The 21,029-nt window shown below is 44.7% G+C and carries 16 protein-coding genes, 6 tRNA genes and 1 other RNA gene; 12 read left to right on the top strand and 11 right to left on the bottom strand.

Annotation, left to right across the window (positions count from 1 at the left end):
• Positions 1–72: 72 nt before the first annotated feature.
• The 6 genes from DYB02_RS06020 to DYB02_RS06045 form a co-directional block, all read right to left on the bottom strand.
• Positions 73–157 (bottom strand) — tRNA-Tyr (locus DYB02_RS06020).
• Positions 158–238: 81 nt separating this feature from the next.
• Positions 239–323: transfer RNA gene (locus DYB02_RS06025), tRNA-Tyr, on the bottom strand.
• An 81-nt stretch (positions 324–404) separates the two neighbouring features.
• Positions 405–489 (bottom strand) — tRNA-Tyr (locus DYB02_RS06030).
• Between the two features lie 81 nt (positions 490–570).
• A tRNA-Tyr gene (locus DYB02_RS06035) sits at positions 571–655 on the bottom strand.
• Between the two features lie 81 nt (positions 656–736).
• Positions 737–821 (bottom strand) — tRNA-Tyr (locus tag DYB02_RS06040).
• 81 nt (positions 822–902) lie between these two features.
• Positions 903–987, bottom strand: a tRNA-Tyr gene (locus DYB02_RS06045).
• A gap of 282 nt (positions 988–1,269) precedes the next feature.
• On the opposite strand from DYB02_RS06045, the gene vmeE reads away from it, so the two are divergent.
• The 3 genes from vmeE (at position 1,270) to DYB02_RS06060 (ending at position 5,896) form a co-directional block, all read left to right on the top strand.
• Positions 1,270–2,364, top strand: coding sequence for a multidrug efflux RND transporter periplasmic adaptor subunit VmeE (gene vmeE / locus DYB02_RS06050; protein ID WP_021453753.1), 1,095 nt, complete (start codon positions 1,270–1,272; stop codon positions 2,362–2,364).
• Positions 2,364–5,477, top strand: a complete 3,114-nt coding sequence (gene vmeF, locus DYB02_RS06055; RefSeq protein WP_025526759.1) for a multidrug efflux RND transporter permease subunit VmeF — start codon at positions 2,364–2,366, stop codon at positions 5,475–5,477. The genes vmeE and vmeF overlap by 1 nt, the downstream gene beginning before the upstream one ends.
• Positions 5,478–5,698: 221 nt before the next feature.
• Positions 5,699–5,896, top strand: coding sequence for a type II secretion system protein (locus DYB02_RS06060; RefSeq protein WP_005461161.1), 198 nt, complete (start codon positions 5,699–5,701; stop codon positions 5,894–5,896).
• A gap of 90 nt (positions 5,897–5,986) precedes the next feature.
• On the opposite strand, the gene DYB02_RS06070 is transcribed toward DYB02_RS06060, so the two are convergent.
• Positions 5,987–6,562, bottom strand: a complete 576-nt coding sequence (locus tag DYB02_RS06070) for a porin family protein (protein ID WP_005495951.1) — start codon at positions 6,560–6,562, stop codon at positions 5,987–5,989.
• A gap of 215 nt (positions 6,563–6,777) precedes the next feature.
• Between DYB02_RS06070 and DYB02_RS06075 the strand changes: the two genes are divergently transcribed.
• Positions 6,778–7,095 (top strand): DUF1244 domain-containing protein, encoded by a 318-nt coding sequence (locus tag DYB02_RS06075; protein WP_021449582.1) that lies wholly within the window; start codon positions 6,778–6,780, stop codon positions 7,093–7,095.
• 63 nt (positions 7,096–7,158) lie between these two features.
• On the opposite strand, the gene DYB02_RS06080 is transcribed toward DYB02_RS06075, so the two are convergent.
• Positions 7,159–8,253, bottom strand: a complete 1,095-nt coding sequence (locus tag DYB02_RS06080) for a PLP-dependent cysteine synthase family protein (protein ID WP_021823471.1) — start codon at positions 8,251–8,253, stop codon at positions 7,159–7,161.
• Positions 8,254–8,392: 139 nt separating this feature from the next.
• Here DYB02_RS06080 and DYB02_RS06085 point away from each other — a divergent pair, with 139 nt between their 5' ends.
• A complete protein-coding gene (locus DYB02_RS06085; protein WP_005481879.1) occupies positions 8,393–8,857 on the top strand; it encodes an Lrp/AsnC family transcriptional regulator in 465 nt (154 codons plus the stop codon).
• 456 nt (positions 8,858–9,313) lie between these two features.
• Complete coding sequence (locus tag DYB02_RS06090; RefSeq protein WP_029806186.1) at positions 9,314–12,358, top strand: hypothetical protein; 3,045 nt, start codon at positions 9,314–9,316, stop codon at positions 12,356–12,358.
• Between the two features lie 64 nt (positions 12,359–12,422).
• On the opposite strand, the gene tesB is transcribed toward DYB02_RS06090, so the two are convergent.
• Entirely contained in the window at positions 12,423–13,283 is an 861-nt protein-coding gene (gene tesB, locus DYB02_RS06095) for an acyl-CoA thioesterase II (RefSeq protein ID WP_005461165.1), read from the bottom strand.
• Positions 13,284–13,593: 310 nt separating this feature from the next.
• Here tesB and DYB02_RS06100 point away from each other — a divergent pair, with 310 nt between their 5' ends.
• Complete coding sequence (locus tag DYB02_RS06100) at positions 13,594–14,028, top strand: YbaY family lipoprotein (protein WP_005461146.1); 435 nt, start codon at positions 13,594–13,596, stop codon at positions 14,026–14,028.
• 29 nt (positions 14,029–14,057) lie between these two features.
• Here the strand turns inward: DYB02_RS06100 and DYB02_RS06105 are convergent, their stop codons facing one another.
• The gene (locus DYB02_RS06105; RefSeq protein ID WP_005461131.1) at positions 14,058–14,360 is read right to left on the bottom strand and encodes a DNA base-flipping protein; all 303 of its coding nucleotides are present in this window, start codon (positions 14,358–14,360) and stop codon (positions 14,058–14,060) included.
• Positions 14,361–14,640: 280 nt separating this feature from the next.
• Here DYB02_RS06105 and DYB02_RS06110 point away from each other — a divergent pair, with 280 nt between their 5' ends.
• From DYB02_RS06110 to DYB02_RS06125, 4 genes are all read left to right on the top strand, one after another.
• Positions 14,641–15,384: a VP0952 family biofilm-associated protein gene (locus tag DYB02_RS06110; RefSeq protein WP_005461144.1), complete on the top strand. Its 744-nt coding sequence runs from the start codon at positions 14,641–14,643 to the stop codon at positions 15,382–15,384.
• A gap of 160 nt (positions 15,385–15,544) precedes the next feature.
• The gene (locus DYB02_RS06115) at positions 15,545–17,548 is read left to right on the top strand and encodes a GGDEF domain-containing protein (RefSeq protein ID WP_023624111.1); all 2,004 of its coding nucleotides are present in this window, start codon (positions 15,545–15,547) and stop codon (positions 17,546–17,548) included.
• 137 nt (positions 17,549–17,685) lie between these two features.
• Positions 17,686–17,782, top strand: an RNA gene (gene ffs / locus DYB02_RS06120) — signal recognition particle sRNA small type.
• A gap of 132 nt (positions 17,783–17,914) precedes the next feature.
• The gene (locus tag DYB02_RS06125; RefSeq protein WP_005495942.1) at positions 17,915–18,649 is read left to right on the top strand and encodes an RNA methyltransferase; all 735 of its coding nucleotides are present in this window, start codon (positions 17,915–17,917) and stop codon (positions 18,647–18,649) included.
• Positions 18,650–18,743: 94 nt separating this feature from the next.
• Here the strand turns inward: DYB02_RS06125 and fdxA are convergent, their stop codons facing one another.
• The gene (gene fdxA / locus DYB02_RS06130; protein WP_005461160.1) at positions 18,744–19,067 is read right to left on the bottom strand and encodes a ferredoxin FdxA; all 324 of its coding nucleotides are present in this window, start codon (positions 19,065–19,067) and stop codon (positions 18,744–18,746) included.
• A gap of 205 nt (positions 19,068–19,272) precedes the next feature.
• Between fdxA and DYB02_RS06135 the strand changes: the two genes are divergently transcribed.
• Positions 19,273–20,892, top strand: coding sequence for an NAD(P)/FAD-dependent oxidoreductase (locus DYB02_RS06135; protein ID WP_005461132.1), 1,620 nt, complete (start codon positions 19,273–19,275; stop codon positions 20,890–20,892).
• Positions 20,893–21,029: the final 137 nt, after the last annotated feature.

Here is a 21,029-nt window from a genome sequence, read left to right on the forward strand (position 1 = left end):
TTGTTAGAATGGGTGTTGATCTTACGATGTATAGAACGAAAAAAGCCAGCTCGATGAGCTGGCTTTTCAATATGGTGGAGGGGGACGGATTCGAACCATCGAAGGCGGAGCCGGCAGATTTACAGTCTGCTCCCTTTGGCCACTCGGGAACCCCTCCAGGGTGTTTTTATACTTAGAAAGTGTTTTCCCAACACAGCTTTCCAAGTGTTTTCTTATGACATAATCACAAGAAAGAATATGGTGGAGGGGGACGGATTCGAACCATCGAAGGCGGAGCCGGCAGATTTACAGTCTGCTCCCTTTGGCCACTCGGGAACCCCTCCAGGGTGTTTTTATACTTAGAAAGTGTTTTCCCAACACGGCTTTCCAAGTGTTTTCTCATGAAAAAATCACAAGAAAGAATATGGTGGAGGGGGACGGATTCGAACCATCGAAGGCGGAGCCGGCAGATTTACAGTCTGCTCCCTTTGGCCACTCGGGAACCCCTCCAGGGTGTTTTTATACTTAGAAAGTGTTTTCCCAACACAGCTTTCCAAGTGTTTTCTTATGATAAAATCACAAGAAAGAATATGGTGGAGGGGGACGGATTCGAACCATCGAAGGCGGAGCCGGCAGATTTACAGTCTGCTCCCTTTGGCCACTCGGGAACCCCTCCAGGGTGTTTTTATACTTAGAAAGTGTTTTCCCAACACAGCTTTCCAAGTGTTTTCTTATGATAAAATCACAAGAAAGAATATGGTGGAGGGGGACGGATTCGAACCATCGAAGGCGGAGCCGGCAGATTTACAGTCTGCTCCCTTTGGCCACTCGGGAACCCCTCCAGGGTGTTTTTATACTTAGAAAGTGTTTTCCCAACACGGCTTTCCAAGTGTGTTCTCATGACATAATCACAAGAAAGAATATGGTGGAGGGGGACGGATTCGAACCATCGAAGGCGGAGCCGGCAGATTTACAGTCTGCTCCCTTTGGCCACTCGGGAACCCCTCCAGGGTGTTTTATACTTGAAAAATGTTTTCCCAACGCATCTCTCAAGTGCGGAGCGCATCATAGCAAACTCGCTCCGGCTGTAAAGCGTTTTTCTAGCGTTTTTACGTTGAATGCTGCCTTTTTGGGCAAAGATGGTAGAAAGTCAGCGTTTTGTATGTCCTTTATACAGAACGAAAATATACTTTTTACTGGAATTTACACTACTTGACGTTAAAAGACGTATCTATTGATAAACTGTAAGCAGTTTAATGACATAAGTTTATTCGTTTAGTAGTCAAGATCATGAGCATGAAAGCCACTTTATCCTTATCTGTTTTAACGCTTTCTATATTAATGGCTTCCCCTAGCGCTTTTGCAGCAAAGCGAGGTCCGTCTGCGGTCACGGTTGTGACTGAGCAAGTAGAAACGCACGAAATTAATCAATCTTTATCCCTTATCGGCAAATTGAAGGCGGCAGAGTCTGTGGTTGTCGCTTCAGAAGTTGCAGGTAAGGTCAAACAAATTGCGGTAAAAGCAAACCAGAACGTGCAACAAAACCAACTGTTAATTCAATTGGATGATGATAAAGCGCAAGCAGCGCTGGTTGAGGCAAAAGCTTACTTAAAAGATGAAGAACGTAAGTTAAAAGAATTTCAGCGTTTAGTTAAACGAAACGCAATTACTCAAACCGAAATTGATGCACAAAAAGCAAGCGTGGAGATTGCTCAGGCTCGACTTGATGCTGCGAAAGCGAATCTCGCCGATCTGCATATCACCGCGCCCTTTTCTGGAACGGTTGGATTTATCGATTTCAGCCGCGGGAAAATGGTTAGCGCAGGAACTGAGCTTCTGACATTAGACGATCTGTCGGTCATGGAGTTGGATTTACAAATTCCAGAACGTTATTTGTCGATGTTGTCAGTTGGAATGGAAGTTGCCGCGAAGACCAGTGCTTGGGGTGAACAACGTTTTTCTGGGAAAGTGACTGGTATTGATACCAGAATCAGTGCAGAGACATTGAATTTGCGCGTGCGCATTGAGTTTGATAACCCAGAAAACCAATTGAAACCGGGCATGTTGATGAACGCTTCACTGGCATTTCCTGCTATTAAAGCGCCGATCATTCCTGTTCAAGCACTTGAATACTCAGGCACCAAACGCTTTGTATATGTAATTGATGAAAACAACAAAGCGACTCGCCAAGAGGTGTTGCTGGGTGCTCGTGTCGACAACGAAGTAGTGATTGAATCTGGCGTTGAGATTGGTGACAAGATCGTTGTTCAAGGCATTGTTAACATGCGTGATGGCGTTGAAGTGAAAGAAATTGTCGCGCCACTCAAAGCGAACACCACGGATGTGACAGGCAATGACAGTGAATCGGCTGAGGAAGAAAACTAATGTTACTTTCCGACGTTTCAGTTAAACGCCCTGTCGCGGCGTTAGTTCTGAGTATGCTGTTGTGTGTATTTGGCTTTGTGTCATTCACCAAATTAGCCGTTCGTGAAATGCCTGATATTGAGAGCCCAGTCGTTTCTATCAGCACGCGTTATGAAGGCGCGTCGGCAACCATTATTGAAAGCCAAATTACCTCCGTACTGGAAGATCAGCTTTCTGGGATCAGTGGAATTGATGAAATCAGTTCTACCACTCGTAACAGCATGTCACGCATCACGATCACCTTTGAGTTAGGTTACGATCTGAATACTGGGGTGAGTGATGTGCGTGACGCCGTTGCTCGTGCTCAGCGCTCGTTACCTGATGAAGCAGATGACCCAATTGTTTACAAGAACAATGGTTCGGGTGAAGCGTCCCTTTACATCAATCTAAGTTCTTCTGAAATGGACCGTACACAGCTGACGGATTATGCCGAGCGTGTTCTGATGGATCGTTTCAGTTTGATCACGGGTGTGAGTTCTATCGATCTCTCTGGCGGTTTGTACAAAGTCATGTACGTGAAACTCAAACCAGAGCTTATGGCTGGTCGTGCGGTCACGGCATCGGATATTACATCAGCTTTACGAAGTGAGAACCTAGAAAGCCCGGGTGGTGAAGTTCGCAACGACTCGACGGTGATGTCGGTGCGTACAGCTCGTACTTATAACACGCCTGAGGACTTCCAATATCTTGTCATTAAACGTGCAAGCGACAACACGCCTATCTACCTAAAAGATGTGGCGGATGTCTTTATTGGTGCAGAAAACGAGAACTCGACCTTCAAAAGTGACGGTGTTGTAAACATCAGCCTTGGTGTGGTACCGCAGTCAGACGCAAACCCGCTAGAAGTGGCGAAGCTGGTTCGTTCTGAAGTCGATAACATTCAGAAGTTCTTACCAGAAGGAACACGTCTCGCGATTGATTACGACGCGACAGTATTTATCGAGCGTTCAATCGAAGAGGTGTACAGCACGCTGTTTATTACAGGTGGCTTGGTGATCTTGGTGTTGTATATTTTCATCGGACAAGCCCGTGCGACTCTAATCCCAGCGGTTACGGTGCCCGTTTCTCTGATCTCTTCGTTCATTGCCGCGTACTACTTTGGCTTTTCTATCAACTTGATCACTTTGATGGCGTTGATCCTGTCTATTGGTTTAGTGGTGGACGACGCGATTGTGGTTGTTGAAAACATCTTCCACCATATTGAACGTGGTGAATCGCCTCTGCTTGCCGCGTACAAAGGCACTCGAGAGGTTGGTTTTGCGGTTATCGCGACAACGTTGGTGCTGGTGATGGTGTTTCTGCCGATTTCCTTTATGGATGGCATGGTAGGGCTGCTATTTACAGAGTTTTCTGTATTGCTGGCTATGTCGGTAATTTTCTCCTCTTTGATTGCACTGACACTTACACCTGTGTTGGGCAGCCAGATCCTAAAGGCAAATGTAAAACCAAATCGATTCAACGAAGTGGTCGATCGTCTGTTTAGCAAGCTGGAGAATGGCTACCGCTCATTATTGAAAGGAGCATTGAAAGCTCGTTTGGCTGCGCCTTTGGTGATTCTGGCTTGTATGGGCGGCAGTTATTTCCTAATGAATCAAGTACCAGCTCAATTGACGCCACAAGAAGATCGCGGTGTGATTTTTGCGTTTGTGCGCGGCGCAGATGCTACGTCGTACAACCGAATGTCAGCCAATATGGATATTGTCGAAGACCGATTGATGCCATTGCTAGGGCAAGGTTATCTGAAGTCATTCAGCATCCAAACGCCAGCGTTTGGTGGTCAGGCAGGTGACCAAACTGGCTTTGTGATCATGATTCTAGAAGATTGGAATGAACGTGATGTAACGGCTCAGGAAGCGCTCAACAAAGTACGTGGTGCATTGGCGGGTATCCCTGATGTTCGAGTGTTCCCATTTATGCCAGGTTTCCAAGGTGGTTCGAGTGAGCCAGTTCAGTTCGTATTAGGTGGTTCGGATTACGATGAACTTCTCGTCTGGGCTGAACTGTTGAAGAACAAAGCCGAAGAATCACCAATGATGGAAGGCGCTGAGATAGACTACTCCGAGAAAACACCAGAGCTGTTAGTTACGGTCGACAAACAACGCGCGGCTGAACTCGGTGTGAGCGTAAAAGACATTTCTGACACGTTAGAAATCATGCTCGGCGGTAAAAGCGAAACGACTTATGTTGAGCGTGGCGAAGAGTATGATGTTTACCTTCGCGGTGATGAAAATAGCTTCAATAATGCTGCCGATTTGAGTCAGATTTATCTGCGTACCAATAGCGGCGATCTAGTGACATTAGACACGGTCACTAAAATAGAAGAAGTGGCAGCATCTATCCGTCTGTCTCACTACAACAAACAGAAGTCCATCACCATTACTGCAAATCTTTCCGAAGGTTATACATTGGGTGAAGCGCTGAATTACCTCGATCAGCAAGCCATCGACAACTTGCCGGGTGACATTTCTGTGAGTTATTCGGGTGAGTCGAAAGACTTTAAAGAGAACCAAGCGAGTGTCGCAGTTGTGTTTGCACTGGCATTACTGGTGGCGTATCTCGTGTTGGCGGCTCAGTTTGAAAGCTTCGTGAACCCGCTAGTAGTGATGTTCACTGTACCAATGGGTGTGTTTGGTGGTTTCCTTGGTTTGGTCGTGATGGGGCAAGGGATGAACATTTACAGCCAGATTGGCATGATCATGTTGATCGGTATGGTAACGAAAAACGGCATTTTGATCGTAGAATTTGCCAACCAGCTACGTGACCGTGGCGTTGAGTTTGAAAAAGCGATCATTGATGCCGCCGCGCGACGTCTACGCCCAATTTTGATGACTGCGTTTACCACACTTGCAGGTGCAATCCCGTTGATCGTATCAACAGGTGCTGGTTATGAGAGCCGTATTGCTGTGGGTACGGTTATCTTTTTCGGGATGGGATTTGCTACATTGGTGACCTTGTTTGTTATCCCCGCGATGTACCGACTGATTTCTGCGAAAACACAAGCTCCAGGCCACGTAGAAGCAGAACTGAACAAGGCGCTCAGCCACGATTCGAAAGGCCGCACAGTGCATCCTTAACGACAACATGTAACGCTTTGATTAAAAACGCCGAACCATTTTTGTTCGGCGTTTTTTTATATTTCTAGTGATTATTTATAGATCTAATCATTAATTGTGGTTATTATTTCGCCACCTCTTCGAGGGGCACAGGACTCGCTCATCGTTTATGACTGAATGTCGAGTCTTGCTAGGTATAAAGCCAGGAAGGTGGCTATACCTATGATTATTGAGGTGTTCCCTTGAAAAAAGTTCGTGGTAGTTACATGGTAGAAATGGTTCTGGTTGCGGGTATTATGGCGTTGTTAGTCACCACTGCACTTCCAACGTTTACGAATGCGCTAAAAGGTCATCAAGATGGTATTTTGGCGTCACTTGATACTGTTCAACCTAGCAGTCATGTAAACAAAGAGACCGCAGAAAAATTTTCTGCTCAATAAGCAAAGCTACTTTTTAGATTGATAAAAGAAGCCGAGGCATTTGCCTCGGCTTCTTTACATTTAACTTCAAATTCTGGGTTCAACGTCGCGCTAGAAGCGTTTTCCTAAGCTTATTTGTAGACCTTCATAGCTGTCGTAAAAGTCTTCAAAACCCATATCTGCGACATTGTAAATGTACTCTGCGCGTAACCAGATATCTTTACTCATATCCCAATGAACTCCAGCTCCTACGTTAAACAGTGCGCCAGAGTCGTCAGTCACTTTCTGGGCATTTGGAACATACATTTCTGCTTGAGTCCCCAAAGCGGTCACGCGGCCAAACAAAGAGAGTGGTGTGTCGCCTAGGTTGTCACTGGTCAATACCGCTGACATGCCCGCTTGGTAATAGTGCAAATCCAAATCTGTTTTTAGCGTGTCGTTCTTAAGCTCGTTTTGGGAGTAACGAAGTACACCTTCAAACGCAAGGTATTGATTAACATGATAGCCCCAGCCAACAGTGATATGCGGTGTGGACCACTCATTGTCTCTGTCTGATCCAAAATACGGCGTATCGAAACCAACGTTACCAGTACCTAGATAAAAATAAGATTGATGAGTTTGTTCTTGAGCAGCAAAAGTCGGCACACTGATGGTCAAGGCAGACAATAATAGGATGGCGTTTTTCATAACTTGACGATAACCTTTGTAAAAGACCGTTGTAATGATTTGTGTTAATATTAATTTAATCAATAAGATAGATGGCGCTTATCATATCAGTTTTTGTTCAAAGGTAGTGATTTTCGAATGGGAATTGTTGCGCTAAAGCATACTTCCTACTTATGAAAGTGGACTAACTGGATATGGTGACGAAAGCCAATCAAATAAGAGAGAAGGAAAGTAAAGTGGCTGAATTCAAATATAAAAATCTGACTCAAGAAGAACAAGACAAGTTAGACGCAGCGACATTTCGTCGTTTATTGGCGCATTTAGATGCAAACAAAGATGTGCAAAACATCGACCTGATGATCCTTGCGGGCTTCTGTCGTAACTGCTTTAGCAAATGGTACAAAGCAGAGGCTGAAAATCTCGGTTTGGATTTAGATATTGATGACGCTCGCGAACGTGTTTACGGCATGACTTATGATGAGTGGAAACAAAACCATCAACCAGCAGCAACGCCAGAACAATTGGCCGCGTTTGAAGCGCGTCAGAAAAAGTAATCCCAATCAATAAAAAACAGCCCGCACATAAGCGGGCTGTTTTTTTACATTCGAATTTGCATCTTAAGCGGTAATTGGACCGCAACATGCCGGCTCAACACAGCCTTTCGCTTGAATGACTTCAAGTTGCGCGAGGTAAGGTTGAATATCACCGATGTTCTCTTTTACCCATGCTAAGTCGTAATACGTATCTAAGTAACGCTCACCAGAGTCACATAGAAGTGTCACGATAGAGCCTGTTTCACCGCGTTGTTTCATTTCGCAGGCCAGTTGAAGTACACCGTAGAGGTTCGTCCCCGTAGATGCACCGACTTTACGTCCAATCAGCTGAGAAACCCAATGCGCGGTCGCGACACTTGCCGCATCAGGAATTTTTCGCATCTCATCAACAACACCGGCGATAAAGCTTGGCTCAACACGTGGTCGGCCTATGCCTTCAATTTTGCTGCCAGTATTGCCTTTTAATTCATTGTTGCCGGATTGGAAGGCATCGTAAAACACTGAGTTTTCGGGGTCTACTACACACAGTTTGGTGTCGTATTTTTGGTAACGAATAAAGCGGCCAATGGTTGCTGATGTGCCACCAGTTCCTGGACTCATCACTACCCAACTCGGAATTGGGTGATCTTCTAACTGCATTTGGCTGAAGATCGAGTTCGCGATGTTGTTGTTGCCGCGCCAGTCAGTTGCACGTTCAGCATAAGTAAACTGATCCATGTAGTGACCATTTAACTCTTGAGCCAAACGTCGAGACTCGTCATAAATCTGATCTGAGCGTTCAACAAGGTGTGCTTTGCCACCGTAAAACTCAATTTGTTCAATCTTTTTACGCGCGGTGGTTTTTGGCATAACGGCAATGAAAGGTAAGCCAAGTAAGCGAGCAAAATACGCTTCTGAAACGGCTGTGCTGCCTGAGGATGCTTCAATTACAGTGGTTTCAGGACCAATCCACCCATTACAAATCGCATAAAGAAATAACGAACGCGCCAATCGGTGTTTGAGAGAGCCTGTTGGATGCGTGCTCTCATCTTTTAGGTAGATATCGATACCATCAAGAGAAGGCAGTTCGAGTTTAAATAAATGAGTATCAGCAGAGCGTTGAAAATCTGCTTCAATTTTACGCACTGCATTGTTGATCCAGTTGTGGTCAGTACACATGGCGTCTCTCCTTGGAAATCGATAGATAAGCATTAGATAGGGATAATTTACCTATAAGGTGAGAGAAAAACTTTGCTATAGTTGCTCTTGATGGGTATTGGTATAGAAAAATTTTCTACATTTTATGGTCTTTATGGAAATGAAATTAGATCGCGTCGATAAACAGTTGCTTGCTTTGCTACAAACCGACAGCACCTTGTCATTAAATGACTTAGCAGAGCGAGTCAATCTGACAACAACACCATGCTGGAAGCGTTTAAAAAGGTTGGAAGAGGAAGGCTACATTGAAAAGCGCGTCGCGTTACTGAGCGCAGAAAAACTCGACTTGTCTTTTATCGCTTTTGTTCAGCTAAAAACAATCGATCACTCCGAAGATTGGTATCACCATTTTGTCACAACAGTGAGTGATTTCCCTGAGGTGATGGAGTTTTATCGTATGGCCGGCGAGTATGACTACATGATGAAAGTGCTGGTGAAAGATATGAAGTGCTTTGACGAGTTTTATAAGCGCTTAGTGAATAGTGTAAAGGGGCTCTCTAACGTGACTTCAACATTTGCAATGGAGTCGATTAAATATACCACTGAGTTGCCAATTCGAAGCTAATCTAAGTTTACAGTTACTGGAATAATAGTTGTTACTGACGAGACATTAAAATGGAATGTAAGAGTGACATTATTCCAGTTTTAAAATACATATCTCTTTTATTAAATATAAACGAGATTCGTTCTTGCTTTTATTTGTGCATTAGATAATTATGTTTTTCTAATCTGTTAATGTCCATACAGCATAACCCGCCAAAAATTAACGCAATTTTTCTTCATTATTTTTCCTGTTTTATTTTGTTGAATATTCACTCTTTCTAAATTAATTAATTACATTAATTTAAACGTTTGCTTCGCGTTTTTTCGGGTAATTTTCTCGCCATTTATCAGAATTTATTTTTACCCTTAATATAGTAGTAAATACTTAAGTAATAAAGTCATCAACAATAGGGATAGCGATTAATAAAACATCGTATTATTATCTCGTCCCTTGAGATGTAACAAATTATTACTAAAAATGAACAGAAATTATTATTTGATTTTTCTTGCTGCTTTACTTGCTGGTTGCGGTGGAGGAGGTGACTCCAAGCCGAGCAATACAAGCTCTCCAACTTCTATCACGAAGCAGAGTCGTCCACAGCTGATTGTTGAAGATGCCTCGTTGCAGTTTGAGGGTGTGGGAACCATCACTCAGACACTACTGAGCAACGTTCGCGGCTCAGTATCTTACCAAGTCATTGATTCAAATCCGCCGAATGTGGTGAGGGTGAATGATTCGGGAGTATTTCAAATCCTGCGTCCAGGCACCGCGATAATTCGTGCAACAGATACCAGTTCTGTGTATGAATCTTCTGAAACGACGTTTTCAGTCACGGTTGAACGAGGTTTTAACAATGATCTTTCTGCCAGTGATTTAAGCCTAGTAGCACTCGATCCTGACGGGAAAGCTCTGACCGTGCGCGGGCAGAAAGGTAAACTGAGTTATCAAGTCGAAAGCGGGCAGAACCTCATTCAAGTTGATGATAACGGCGTTGTTTATTCACTTGGTTCTGCGGGGCAGGCTTCTGTACTGATTTCCGATTCAGGTAACGACTTATATCTACCTAAGCAAGTTCGTGCAACCGTGACATTGTATGCAATAGGTGCTGAGCAACTTAAATTTGCCTTAATCGAAGATGAGTATCGAGACGGTTTAACCTTAGCGCCTTCACGTTTGGATAAAGTTGAAACGCAAAATATCACTTACAAAATTCTGCGCAGCGAACCAGACAACGAGGTTGCCGAGTTACTAAACCCAGAAACGGGTTTGCTTTTGATCCACAACGTTGGTCAGGTAACCGTTGAGGCGACAGCAACATACAGCGATGCTTTCTTAAACAAGCAGCAAGTCGCTCAGTTTGTGGTCGATGTGAAACCGGGTCAACGTCAAGCCATCAGTATTGCGAATATCGCTAAGACGTATGAAGACGGTGGACGCATCTTCCCTCAAGTTGCGCACGCTCGCGGCGATTATGGATATCGCATCATCAATGGTGAAGACGTTGTCGCTAAAACTACGGATGGTGAAGCGTTGCTGATCAAAGGCGTTGGTAGTGCAGAAGTTGAAGCCTACGAATACGACTTGCGTAATTATCCAGCAAGTAAAACCCGCTTCAACATTGAAATCGAACGCGCACCTCATCCGGTAATGAAAGACGTGGAAATGTCTCTCACTTATCAGCCTAAACTGGCTATTCCAATGGCGTTTGCTGGTCAGAAAGGCAAAGTCAGTCTGATTGGTGGGTTGCCTGAAGGTCTTCGAATGAAGGATGGCAACTTAGAAGTGGATACCGCGGGCGAATATCGTCTTAAGTTTGAAGATGATGGCGGTGACTTTTACCAACCAATTCAATTCAATGTTGTGATCAAAGTTGCGAAAGCGCAAGGCCAAGCGATGACGACGCAAGATTATGAAATGGTATACAGCAAAGACTACGATTTTAACTTGCAGCGTGATTTTGGTTTAACGGCCAGCAATGATCATTTGGAAGTCGTTGACAATACTTCTCCAGGTGTTGCAGATGTTATTGGTGACGGTCTTATTCGTGTCTACAAAGCGGGTCAAACGACGTTAACGGTTCGCAGGAAAGAGAGTGCAAATTACACGGCCGGTCCAGATCAAAAAGTTCGCTTCAACATTCTGAGTGCGCCAAGCCGAATTGCTATCCAGTCAGGCGTAGTAGAAGGTACGTGGAACATCAACCAACCTTATGTCCAAAAACCATCGATTCTCGGTACGGTTGGCGAAGTGAGCTACCGATTTGCGACGGATTCTGCAACCGATGTGGTTTCCTTAGATCGCAAAACGGGTGATATGCGCATTCTGAATGCGGGCAGCACCAGAGTTATTGTGTCGGACGCAGGCAACGATAAGTTTACTCCAGGTGAAAGTAGTTTTGCTGTAACGATTAAACAAGGTAGCAACCCGGTTTCTATTACTTATCCAACTCTGGACTTTTCTGCTGGTGCGGTTATCACACCTGTGATGAGTGGGGGAGAAGCCAAAGCAAGCTACCGTCTGATTAACCAAGCTGAGCCGGTGGTTGAGTTGTTATCTTCAGATTCTGGTCGTTTGAAAGTGCTGCATGCTGGCGACTACCAAGTGGAAGTGACGTTAACTGCACGTAACTATACAACTAAAACAGTATTGGTTAACGGCACCATTAATAAAGCGGATCATCCAGGTCTTACGACGAAGCTTCAAACTGTGGAATTTACGCCATTTAAGACGATTAGTTTGGACTTTGGTAAAACGGTAGGCACTCGCACTTACTCATTTGCTGATACCGTGAGCGAAGAGCTTGCCACGTTAGACAATGCGAAAGCTGAGTTGACGCTAACTAATTACTCTCAATATCATTCTATTGCGTTGGATATTTCTGAGAGTGAATCGCGAGATTACAAAGCGTTACCAAGAACAAGAGTCACGGTTAATGTCGATTTGGCGGAATCGGGTGTTGCAGATAAATACACACAACTTGATAGCGAACAAACCGTCATCGTAAGTACCCTCAGTGCCCCACAGTTTTCCAATTTAGAAGAAAGTGAGTTTGGCATCATGGGGTCGCGTTCGGTGCGTGAACCGACGGATGATGAGCTGCAAAAACTTGGCAAAGGTAAGGTCGCGCTGTTCTTGTTAAAACCAGTGGGTAGCGATGACCTAACCCAACAAAAGGCAGTCTGGGTACATGTTGCTCGATTTGATGGCTGTACTGCGGATCTGTTTTCTGATGATCTAAAACCATTCGATGCAATTGATTATGATGCAGCAGGCTATTGTGCGAACGGTAGTACGATTCGTATGACTCGCTTTTTAGTGATTGACGACTCTAAACTAGAAAATATTGAGTATGAGTTGGCAGCGCCAATCGTGTACTACCGTCGCGGTCAACGTGAGTTCTTAGCGAGTGATGACGGCGGTTTTTATGCCAAGCCAAATGTGGTGTACGGCAAAAGCAAGTATGGCTATCCGAAATCACTTTATGAGTGGTCAGTGGTCACCATGAAGTATCAACCGAATTAATCATCGTTTGATACCCACGAAAAAGGAGTGCTGAGCACTCCTTTTTGCGTCTTATACGCACGGATTACTTCGTGTAGCGCATGACTCCTTCTTGTACGGCAGTCGCCACCAAATGACCTTGCTGGTTATAAATTTCGCCACGCACTAAGCCACGAGTATTACTCGCCGTTGGGCTTTCTATTGCGTACAAAAGCCACTCATCCATCTTGAAGGGACGATGGAACCAGATTGAATGGTCAATCGTCGCGACTTGGAAATTCGGCGTCATTAACGACACTTCATGTGGATGCATCGCCGTGACCAAAAATCCCCAATCTGACGCGTAAGCCAGCAAGTATTGATGAATCAGTTGGTTATCTGGCATCTCACCGTTAGCACGAATCCAAAGGTACTGTTTTGGCTCCGCTTTTTTGGGTTTTAGAGGATTGATCACCGTGACAGGGCGAGTCTCAATCGGTTTTTCTCCGCAGAATGTTTTACGCAAGCGCTCTGGCAGAAACTCCGCGATATGACTTGCGAGTTCACTCTCTGAGGCGAAGTTTTCAGGCCCCGGAATATCTGGCATGGCTTTCTGGTGATCGAACCCCGGTTGATCGCCGTGATAAGAAGCCGTTAGGTAAAAAATAGGTCGTCCATTTTGCACTGCTTTAACGCGTCTGGTGCTAAAGCTACGTCCATCTCTTAAATTTTCCACATCGTAAATGATCGGCTTTTCAGGGTCTCCAGGGTAGAGAAAATAGCTATGGAAGGAGTGTACAGTGCGTGTTTCTTCTACTGTATAACGCGCCGCTGAGAGGGCTTGTCCAATCACTTGGCCGCCGTAGACTTGAGGTAAACCTAGGTTTTCACTTTGTCCACGAAACAAGCCTTCTTCTAATTTTTCGAGTTGTAGTAGGCTGAGCAATTCTCGTAATGGTTTACTCATTGTGTCTCCTCACCGATGTGTTTTTTCTTCACGTTACCCAAGATCTTATGATCTGTGAAGTGACTTTGTTTAGAACTGTTGAGTGACTTAATAGTAGTCTCATCCTTAAACCTACGAATAAGACAAAAGGAATGCTAACAACGTTTCTGCTTTGCAGGAAAAGTCCGGCTAGTCCTAATTATGAAACGAAATCAATTGTTTGAAAAATTCTAACTTAGTCAAACTATTGTCAAATAAACGAAAGGAAACAAGACAGTTTTATATTCCAACCCTATACTTATCCCGATTTAATACTCTTCTTGAGGAATATATGAAAAAAACACTACTACTTGTTACTTCTTTACTTTTTGGCGCTGCGTTAGTGGGTTGCCAAACTTCTCAAACAACAGAAATGGAATCTGCTGAGGCGTCAATGAAGACAATTACAGGTACAGTGGCTTACCGTGAACGTATTGCTCTACCACCAAATGCTGTGGTTACGGTAACACTAGAAGATGTGTCTTTGGCTGATGCGCCATCTAAACTTCTAGCAAAACAAACGTTCGAAACAGAAGGTAAGCAAGTTCCTCTTTCGTTTGAGCTGAGTTACGACAGCAACGAAATTAAACCGAATCACACTTACAGCGTGCGCGCGCGTATTGAAGTGGATGGTAAATTGCGTTTCATCAGTGATACGCATAACGGTGTGATCACAGATGAAGCACAAACTCACCAGTTGGATATTCGTCTAGTTGGTACGCGTTAATACCAAACATAGCGAACAAAAATGGCAGCCTAAGGCTGCCATTTGTATTTTCTGAGGGCGATTTTCCCTATCTCAGACACTTCGATCCCTTCAGCTTCTAATTTCTGCTTTTGCCTGTCTAAGTCTCTGCCTTTCAGCGATATCTTTCCTTGGCTATTGATGACTCGAAACCAAGGCAATTTGCTACCTTCTGGCAAATTCCCAAGAGCTTTTCCTACGTGTCTGGCGTATCCCGGATAGCCTGCCATTTTGGCAATTTCGCCGTAGGTCGATACTTTTCCTTTTGGAATTTGGTGAATTACAGCAAAGATTTGCACTAAAAATTGGTCCATACTGAAACTGTCCGTTGTGGCTTGCTAAGGAATGGTAATACACACGACTTGTATTTCGCTAACAGTTCTTGTGCATGGTTAACATTTGTTGCTAGTGAGTTAGATGCCTTTTTAAATGCCTTTTTAAAGCCCTTTTAACTAAAGACAAATTGGAGCATCAAGCGCACGAAATACAAATTAACGATAAGCTAAGCTTGAATCTAGACCCACTCAACGACTTTAGATACCCAGTTTTATTTGCCGTTGAGTTACCAAGTTGGTGGGGAAGCCAGGAGGCGCTATGATTTTTTCAACACTTCAATTTTTCATCACAACTTTTCTTGCCGTTGTGTGTGCCCGAGCGATGAGTTTGAGTGAGGGCGAAATCCCAGTACTCGCACTCATGATCCCGGCATTATGGCTGTTGCCTCAAGGTGGCCTTGCTGGCTTAGTGTTGCTCGGCGCTATGATGGTGTTTGGTGCGACGCTTTCGATGCAGCCCATTGCGTTGTCTGTTGGCGTGCTGATTCTATTCCCGTTACTTATGGTGGTGTTCTCACATCGCAGCTCTCTTGGCGTTCTCCTTACCACCGGTTTGATTGTGATTACCTTACAAGTAGGGCTGATGGTCACGCAACAAGGCGGTAAGCTTGATGGTTCAGCTTGGGTGACCGTGGTTCAAACGTTGTCTGTTGTGGTCATGTGGTGGGCAGCAACGCATTGGAAACGCTCAGAAAAACACAGTTGGTGGCCTTTGCTTTTACTATTGCCTCTCTGGATTGCCGATCTTCATTACGCGGTGCTGGTGGCGTTGAGCATTACTGGGATGTTGGCTTCGATGGAAACACTCGCCAAATTAAAAGACTCGATTCGCTGGAGTAAGTTGCTTTGTTGGACACTACCAACCGTCGGTTTTGCAGCGTTGGTGGTGAGCCCTAATACGGATGTACCAAATCCTGTATTTGTGGTCTGGATCTGTTTGTTGGGTACTGCTTGGATGACGGACTACATCTTGCGTAGTAGTGACGAGCAGGCGGAGTTATAAAATAGTTGTAGGCGTTCAGAGGAAAAAGTGACCCGTGCGGCAGACTGTTGAATTGATTGTGAAACAATAAGTGAATTAGTATATGTTCATCATTTCATAATTATTCTACTTTCCATAATAATAACCACACTGTAAGTGGTTAATTTTAGATAAGTTTGTCATGATCACACTTGCTCGAACGCTGCTGCTTTTCGCTTGTCTGTTGCCAAGCCTTCATGTAAAGGCCGAACCTTCATTACAGCCTCACTATAAAATCGCGACGGAAGCGGATGATGTTGTCACTCGCGTTTTATTTGATGCGGTATCCACTGAATTTGGTGTGAGTGTTGAGTACATCAACTACGCGAGTTTTGATGCCATTTTAGATGCAGTCGCGAATGAAGACGCGGACTTTGCTGCCAACATTACCTATACCGATACTCGCGCCGAGCGTTTCAGCTATTCCCGACCAACAAACATTGAATACACATACCTATATGGGCTGAGCGACTCGACATTAGATGATATTTCGCGTGTTGGTGTGCCTCAAAACACCATCTACTCAGAACTGATCAAACAGTATCATCCAGAGTTAAAACAAGTTCCTTATAAAGGTCATAACGAAGCAGTACGTTTGTTACAAACTGGTTTAGTGGATGGCGTGGTTGATGCGATTAACCAACTCAAACCAATGTTGTTGGAAGGGTTTGATGCCAAAATGCTCAACGATCAGATCTCCATCAAACCTGTTTCTATCATTAGTAAAAAAGGTCACCACTTAGAAGAGTTGGATACCTTTGCCTCGTTTATTCATGGTGAAGCGGTACAAAAGCAACTTCGTGAGCAAATCGCGTTGTATCAATTTGAGTTGAGACGTTCAGCCCTGCGAGATGCGATCAAGTTACTGCCTGTCGATTTAAAAGAGCCAATTCGAATCAAAATGGAATCCATCTTTCCTTATGTGGTGTACAACCCTGATGGCACCGTACAAGGGATGACAGCCGATATCGTTCTACAAAGCTGTGAAATTCTGGATTTAAACTGTGTGATCATCAGTGAGCCTAACGAAAGTTGGGAGTCGATGTATCGCCAGTTTATGAAAGGTGAATTTGATATTTTGGCACCATTAACGGTGAGCAGAGAACGGCATGAATTCAGCTATTTCCCAAGACCGCACTATTCACCAGCTTCAGTGATGGTCAAGCGATTGGGCTACAAGCCAAACACCTATTCCCATGTGTCACAATTGATCTCTGAAAGAATCGGTGTAGTCAAAGACGATTTCTTCGATCAAATGATGACTCAGCTTTTACCGTTGAAAGAGCTTGAGCGTTTTAACACGCAGCACGATCTTATTGAAGCATTGCTTAAAGGGGAGGTGGATTACATCCCGATGGATACGGCAATGCTCAACCATTTCCTTCGTTTGAGCGAGCTTGTGCCCATCGAGCAAGATACCGCGATAGGGGAGTTTTACAGTTCGCAGTTGTCTATCGGTCTCGTCGCGAATGAACGCGGTGCAATGTTAGCGCCATATTTTAGCCGCGCGATTGCGATGTTGGGCGTTGACAAAATTGTGGCTCAATACGATTTGCGTCCAGATTGGCGCACGGCGTTAGAGTATGAGGTGCGATTGGCAACACAAACCCAAGCGGTATTTCTATTCGTACTTGTATTAGCAATTTGTGTTTCTCTCTATCTGTATCGTCAATCCAACACCGATAATTTAACTGGGTTGAGGAATCGTCGCTCTTTGCAAGTTAAGTATCGCCAAGGGGTGAATAAGGATTTGGCGATTCTTTATTTAGATATTAATCACTTCAAACAAATCAACGATACCTACGGTCATTTAGCGGGTGATGAAGTGCTGCAATTGCTTTCGCTGAAGATACATCGAGTGTGGTCTGGGCGAAGCTATCGTATTGGAGGTGACGAATTTATTTTGCTCGGATACCCAACACAAATAGAGCTTTCGCGAGCCGTTCAGGAACTGAGTCGATTGGATGTTACTGATAAATTGTGCGCGGAGCTGAAAACCGTCACGATTTCAGTTGGTGTTTCTGAGAAACGAAAGCAGCACATGAGTTTGGAACAAGCGCTGCATTTAGCGGATGAAGACATGTACGTCAGCAAACATTCTTCTCGTCATTATTCTGGTTCTAGCAACTATCTTGTTCAGTCTTAAATGGATGAATTGATCGAGTTTTGTCCAAACGAATGAAGAATAGTGGATTTAGCGGTTTTTGCCCTTGCATTATGAAGGCCGATACTGAATAATCCCCAACATCATTTGAGGCAAGCCCTCAAAAAAGAATTATGGGGCTCTGGTCCTCTCGCAACAATAGCTCGTGAACTCGGTCAGGTCCGGAAGGAAGCAGCCGCAGCGTGTGACTTGTGTGCCGGGATGTGGCTGGGGTCCCACCCTTTAAAAGCCCCGCTTATATAGCGGGGCTTTTTCGTTTTTAACATCTCTTTTTGCCTTGAGCACTTTACTTTATAATCACGCTTGTTTTAATTCGCCAAGTATTCACTTTCCACCTGAGATATTGTCATGATTTCAAAAAACCAACTAAAACTGCTTCGTGCTTTGGGCCAAAAGAAACAGCGTAAAGCGCATGGTTTGTTTCTTGTTCAAGGTGAAAAGAACGTATTAGAGTTGGCGAGCAGCTCATTGGTTGTGAAGCAAATTTTTGCTACGGCAGACTTTTTGGAAAGTCACCGCCAAGAGCTAAGTGGTTTTGAGTGCGTTGAAGCGTCGCTTGATGATCTAACCAAAGCAAGTACGCTTGTGAGCAACAACGCCGCCATTGCTGTGGTAGAGATTCCAAACGTAAAAGAACCACAGGCAAAGGGCTTGATGATTGCTCTGGATGGTGTTTCAGACCCTGGTAACCTAGGTACGATTATCCGTGTAGCTGACTGGTATGGCATTAAGCACATTATTGCGAGCACTGACTGTGCAGACCCGTATAACCCAAAAACCATCAGCGCGACAATGGGCAGTTTTGGGCGTGTGCAAGTGAGTTTGGTTGATTTGCCAAGCTACTTAGCTGAAGCAAACTTGCCAGTGTATGGTGCTTTCCTTGAAGGTGAGAGCGTGCATAAAACTGATTTTTCAGCAGAAGGTATTTTGTTGATGGGCAGCGAGTCACACGGTGTGCGAGAAGAAGCGTCCAAGTTCGTGACAGATAAGATCACGATTCCTGCTTTCGGTGGCGCAGAATCTTTAAACGTAGCAATGGCGACGGGCATCATTTTAGACAACATGCGTCGTCAGCACAGCTAATCGTATCAACGAATTTTAGATACAAAAAAAAAAGCGTAACGGCCCAGGCGATGTCAAGCTGAGGTTCATTACGCTTTTTTCGTTTTGAATGCGGTTATTTTTCTAACATATCCAACTTGTTTGGCACGCCATTCCATTTTTCCGCTTCATCCATCGCTGGTTTCACTTCAGTTTGTACCGGCCAGATTTCTGCGAGTTCGGCGTTGAGCTCTTTGTAGATGGTTTGATCTTCAGGCAGCTCGTCTTCTTGGAAGATTGCCGCTGCGGCACACTCGTCAACACACAAGCCACAGTCGATACATTCTATTGGGTTGATTACCATGAAGTTTGGACCTTCGTGGAAGGCGTCAGCCGGGCACACCGCGACACAGTCGGTGTATTTACATTGGATACAGTTATCGGTTACGACAAACGCCATGATAATCAGCTCTTAAGTTAGTCAAAATCAAAGAAGGGGGATAATACTCATCCCAAGGCAAAATTCAACATTCACCAAGTTAAATCCGTCGTCCAACCTTGATTTAGTATGACAGACAATTCAATTTCTCGTAAAATGCGCGCCATTGTGAGCTGGGGGCCGTTAGGTTTTTTGGCTAAGACACCTACTATAACGAGACATCGATATGATTCGTATTAATGAAATTAAGCTTCCTCTTGATCATGAGGAAGGCGCGCTATTAGACGCGATCACTAAAAAACTTGGCATTCCTGCTGAGAAAGTTATCTCTTTTAACGTCTTTAGACGCGGCTACGATGCTCGTAAGAAAACCAATATTCATCTTATTTACACGCTAGACATCATCGTTGAAGGCGATGAAACCGCGTTGCTAGCGAAGTTCGCAAACGATCCTCACGTTCGCCAAACGCCAGACATGGAATACAAGTTTGTTGCGAAAGCACCTGAGAACCTAACAGAGCGCCCAATCGTCATCGGTTTTGGTCCATGTGGTCTGTTTGCTGGTTTGGTGTTGGCTCAAATGGGTTTCAACCCAATCATCGTTGAACGTGGTAAAGAAGTTCGTGAACGTACTAAAGATACTTTCGGTTTCTGGCGTAAACGCACGCTAAACCCAGAATCAAACGTACAGTTTGGTGAGGGCGGTGCGGGTACGTTCTCTGACGGTAAGCTGTACAGCCAAGTGAAAGATCCAAACTTCTACGGTCGCAAAGTGATCACTGAATTTGTTGAGGCTGGCGCACCAGAAGAAATTCTATACGTAAGTAAACCTCACATCGGTACTTTCAAGCTGGTGACGATGATCGAGAAAATGCGTGCGACTATCATCGAGCTAGGTGGTGAAATTCGTTTCAGTACTCGTGTTGATGATCTTCATATGGAAGACGGTCAAATCACAGGCGTGACATTGTCAAACGGTGAAGAGATCAAATCTCGTCACGTGGTATTGGCCGTTGGTCACAGTGCGCGTGATACATTTGAAATGTTGCACGAGCGCGGTGTGTACATGGAGGCGAAACCATTCTCGGTTGGCTTCCGTATCGAGCACAAGCAATCGATGATCGACGAAGCGCGTTTTGGTCCAAATGCGGGTCACCCAATTCTTGGTGCTGCGGATTATAAACTGGTTCATCATTGTAAAAATGGTCGTACCGTGTACAGCTTCTGTATGTGTCCAGGCGGCACTGTTGTTGCGGCGACATCTGAAGAAGGTCGCGTAGTGACGAACGGCATGAGCCAATACTCTCGTGCAGAACGTAACGCAAACAGTGCGATTGTTGTGGGTATCTCTCCTGAGGTGGATTACCCGGGTGATCCTCTAGCGGGTATCCGTTTCCAACGTGAACTTGAATCTAACGCTTACAAACTAGGCGGCGAAAACTACGATGCGCCAGCACAGAAAATCGGTGACTTCCTGAAAGGTCGCGATCCAAGTCAACTTGGTGATGTTGAGCCATCTTTCACGCCGGGCATTAAGCTCACAGACTTATCGAAAGCGCTGCCTCCATTTGCGGTAGAAGCGATTCGTGAAGCCATTCCAGCTTTCGATCGTAAGATCAAAGGTTTTGCATCTGAAGATGGCCTGTTGACTGGCGTTGAGACTCGTACCTCTTCACCAGTTTGCATTAAGCGCGGTAAAGATTTCCAAAGTGTAAACTTAAAAGGCTTCTACCCTGCGGGTGAAGGTGCAGGTTACGCTGGTGGTATTCTTTCTGCTGGTATCGATGGTATTAAAGTCGCAGAGGCGGTTGCGCGTGACATCGTTGCAGCAATGGAAAATGCATAATTAAATCACTTTTTGATTTGATGAAAGCCAGTCAGTTTTGCTGACTGGCTTTTTTGTATGTGCTGCATAGCTAATTAGGATTAGTGAGCATTTTCTGCGCGACATTTGAGACGTTTCCTCGTCATGTCTCTGGCTTT

It is taken from the genome of Vibrio parahaemolyticus (assembly GCF_900460535.1).
Taxonomy (GTDB): Bacteria; Pseudomonadota; Gammaproteobacteria; order Enterobacterales; family Vibrionaceae; genus Vibrio; species Vibrio parahaemolyticus.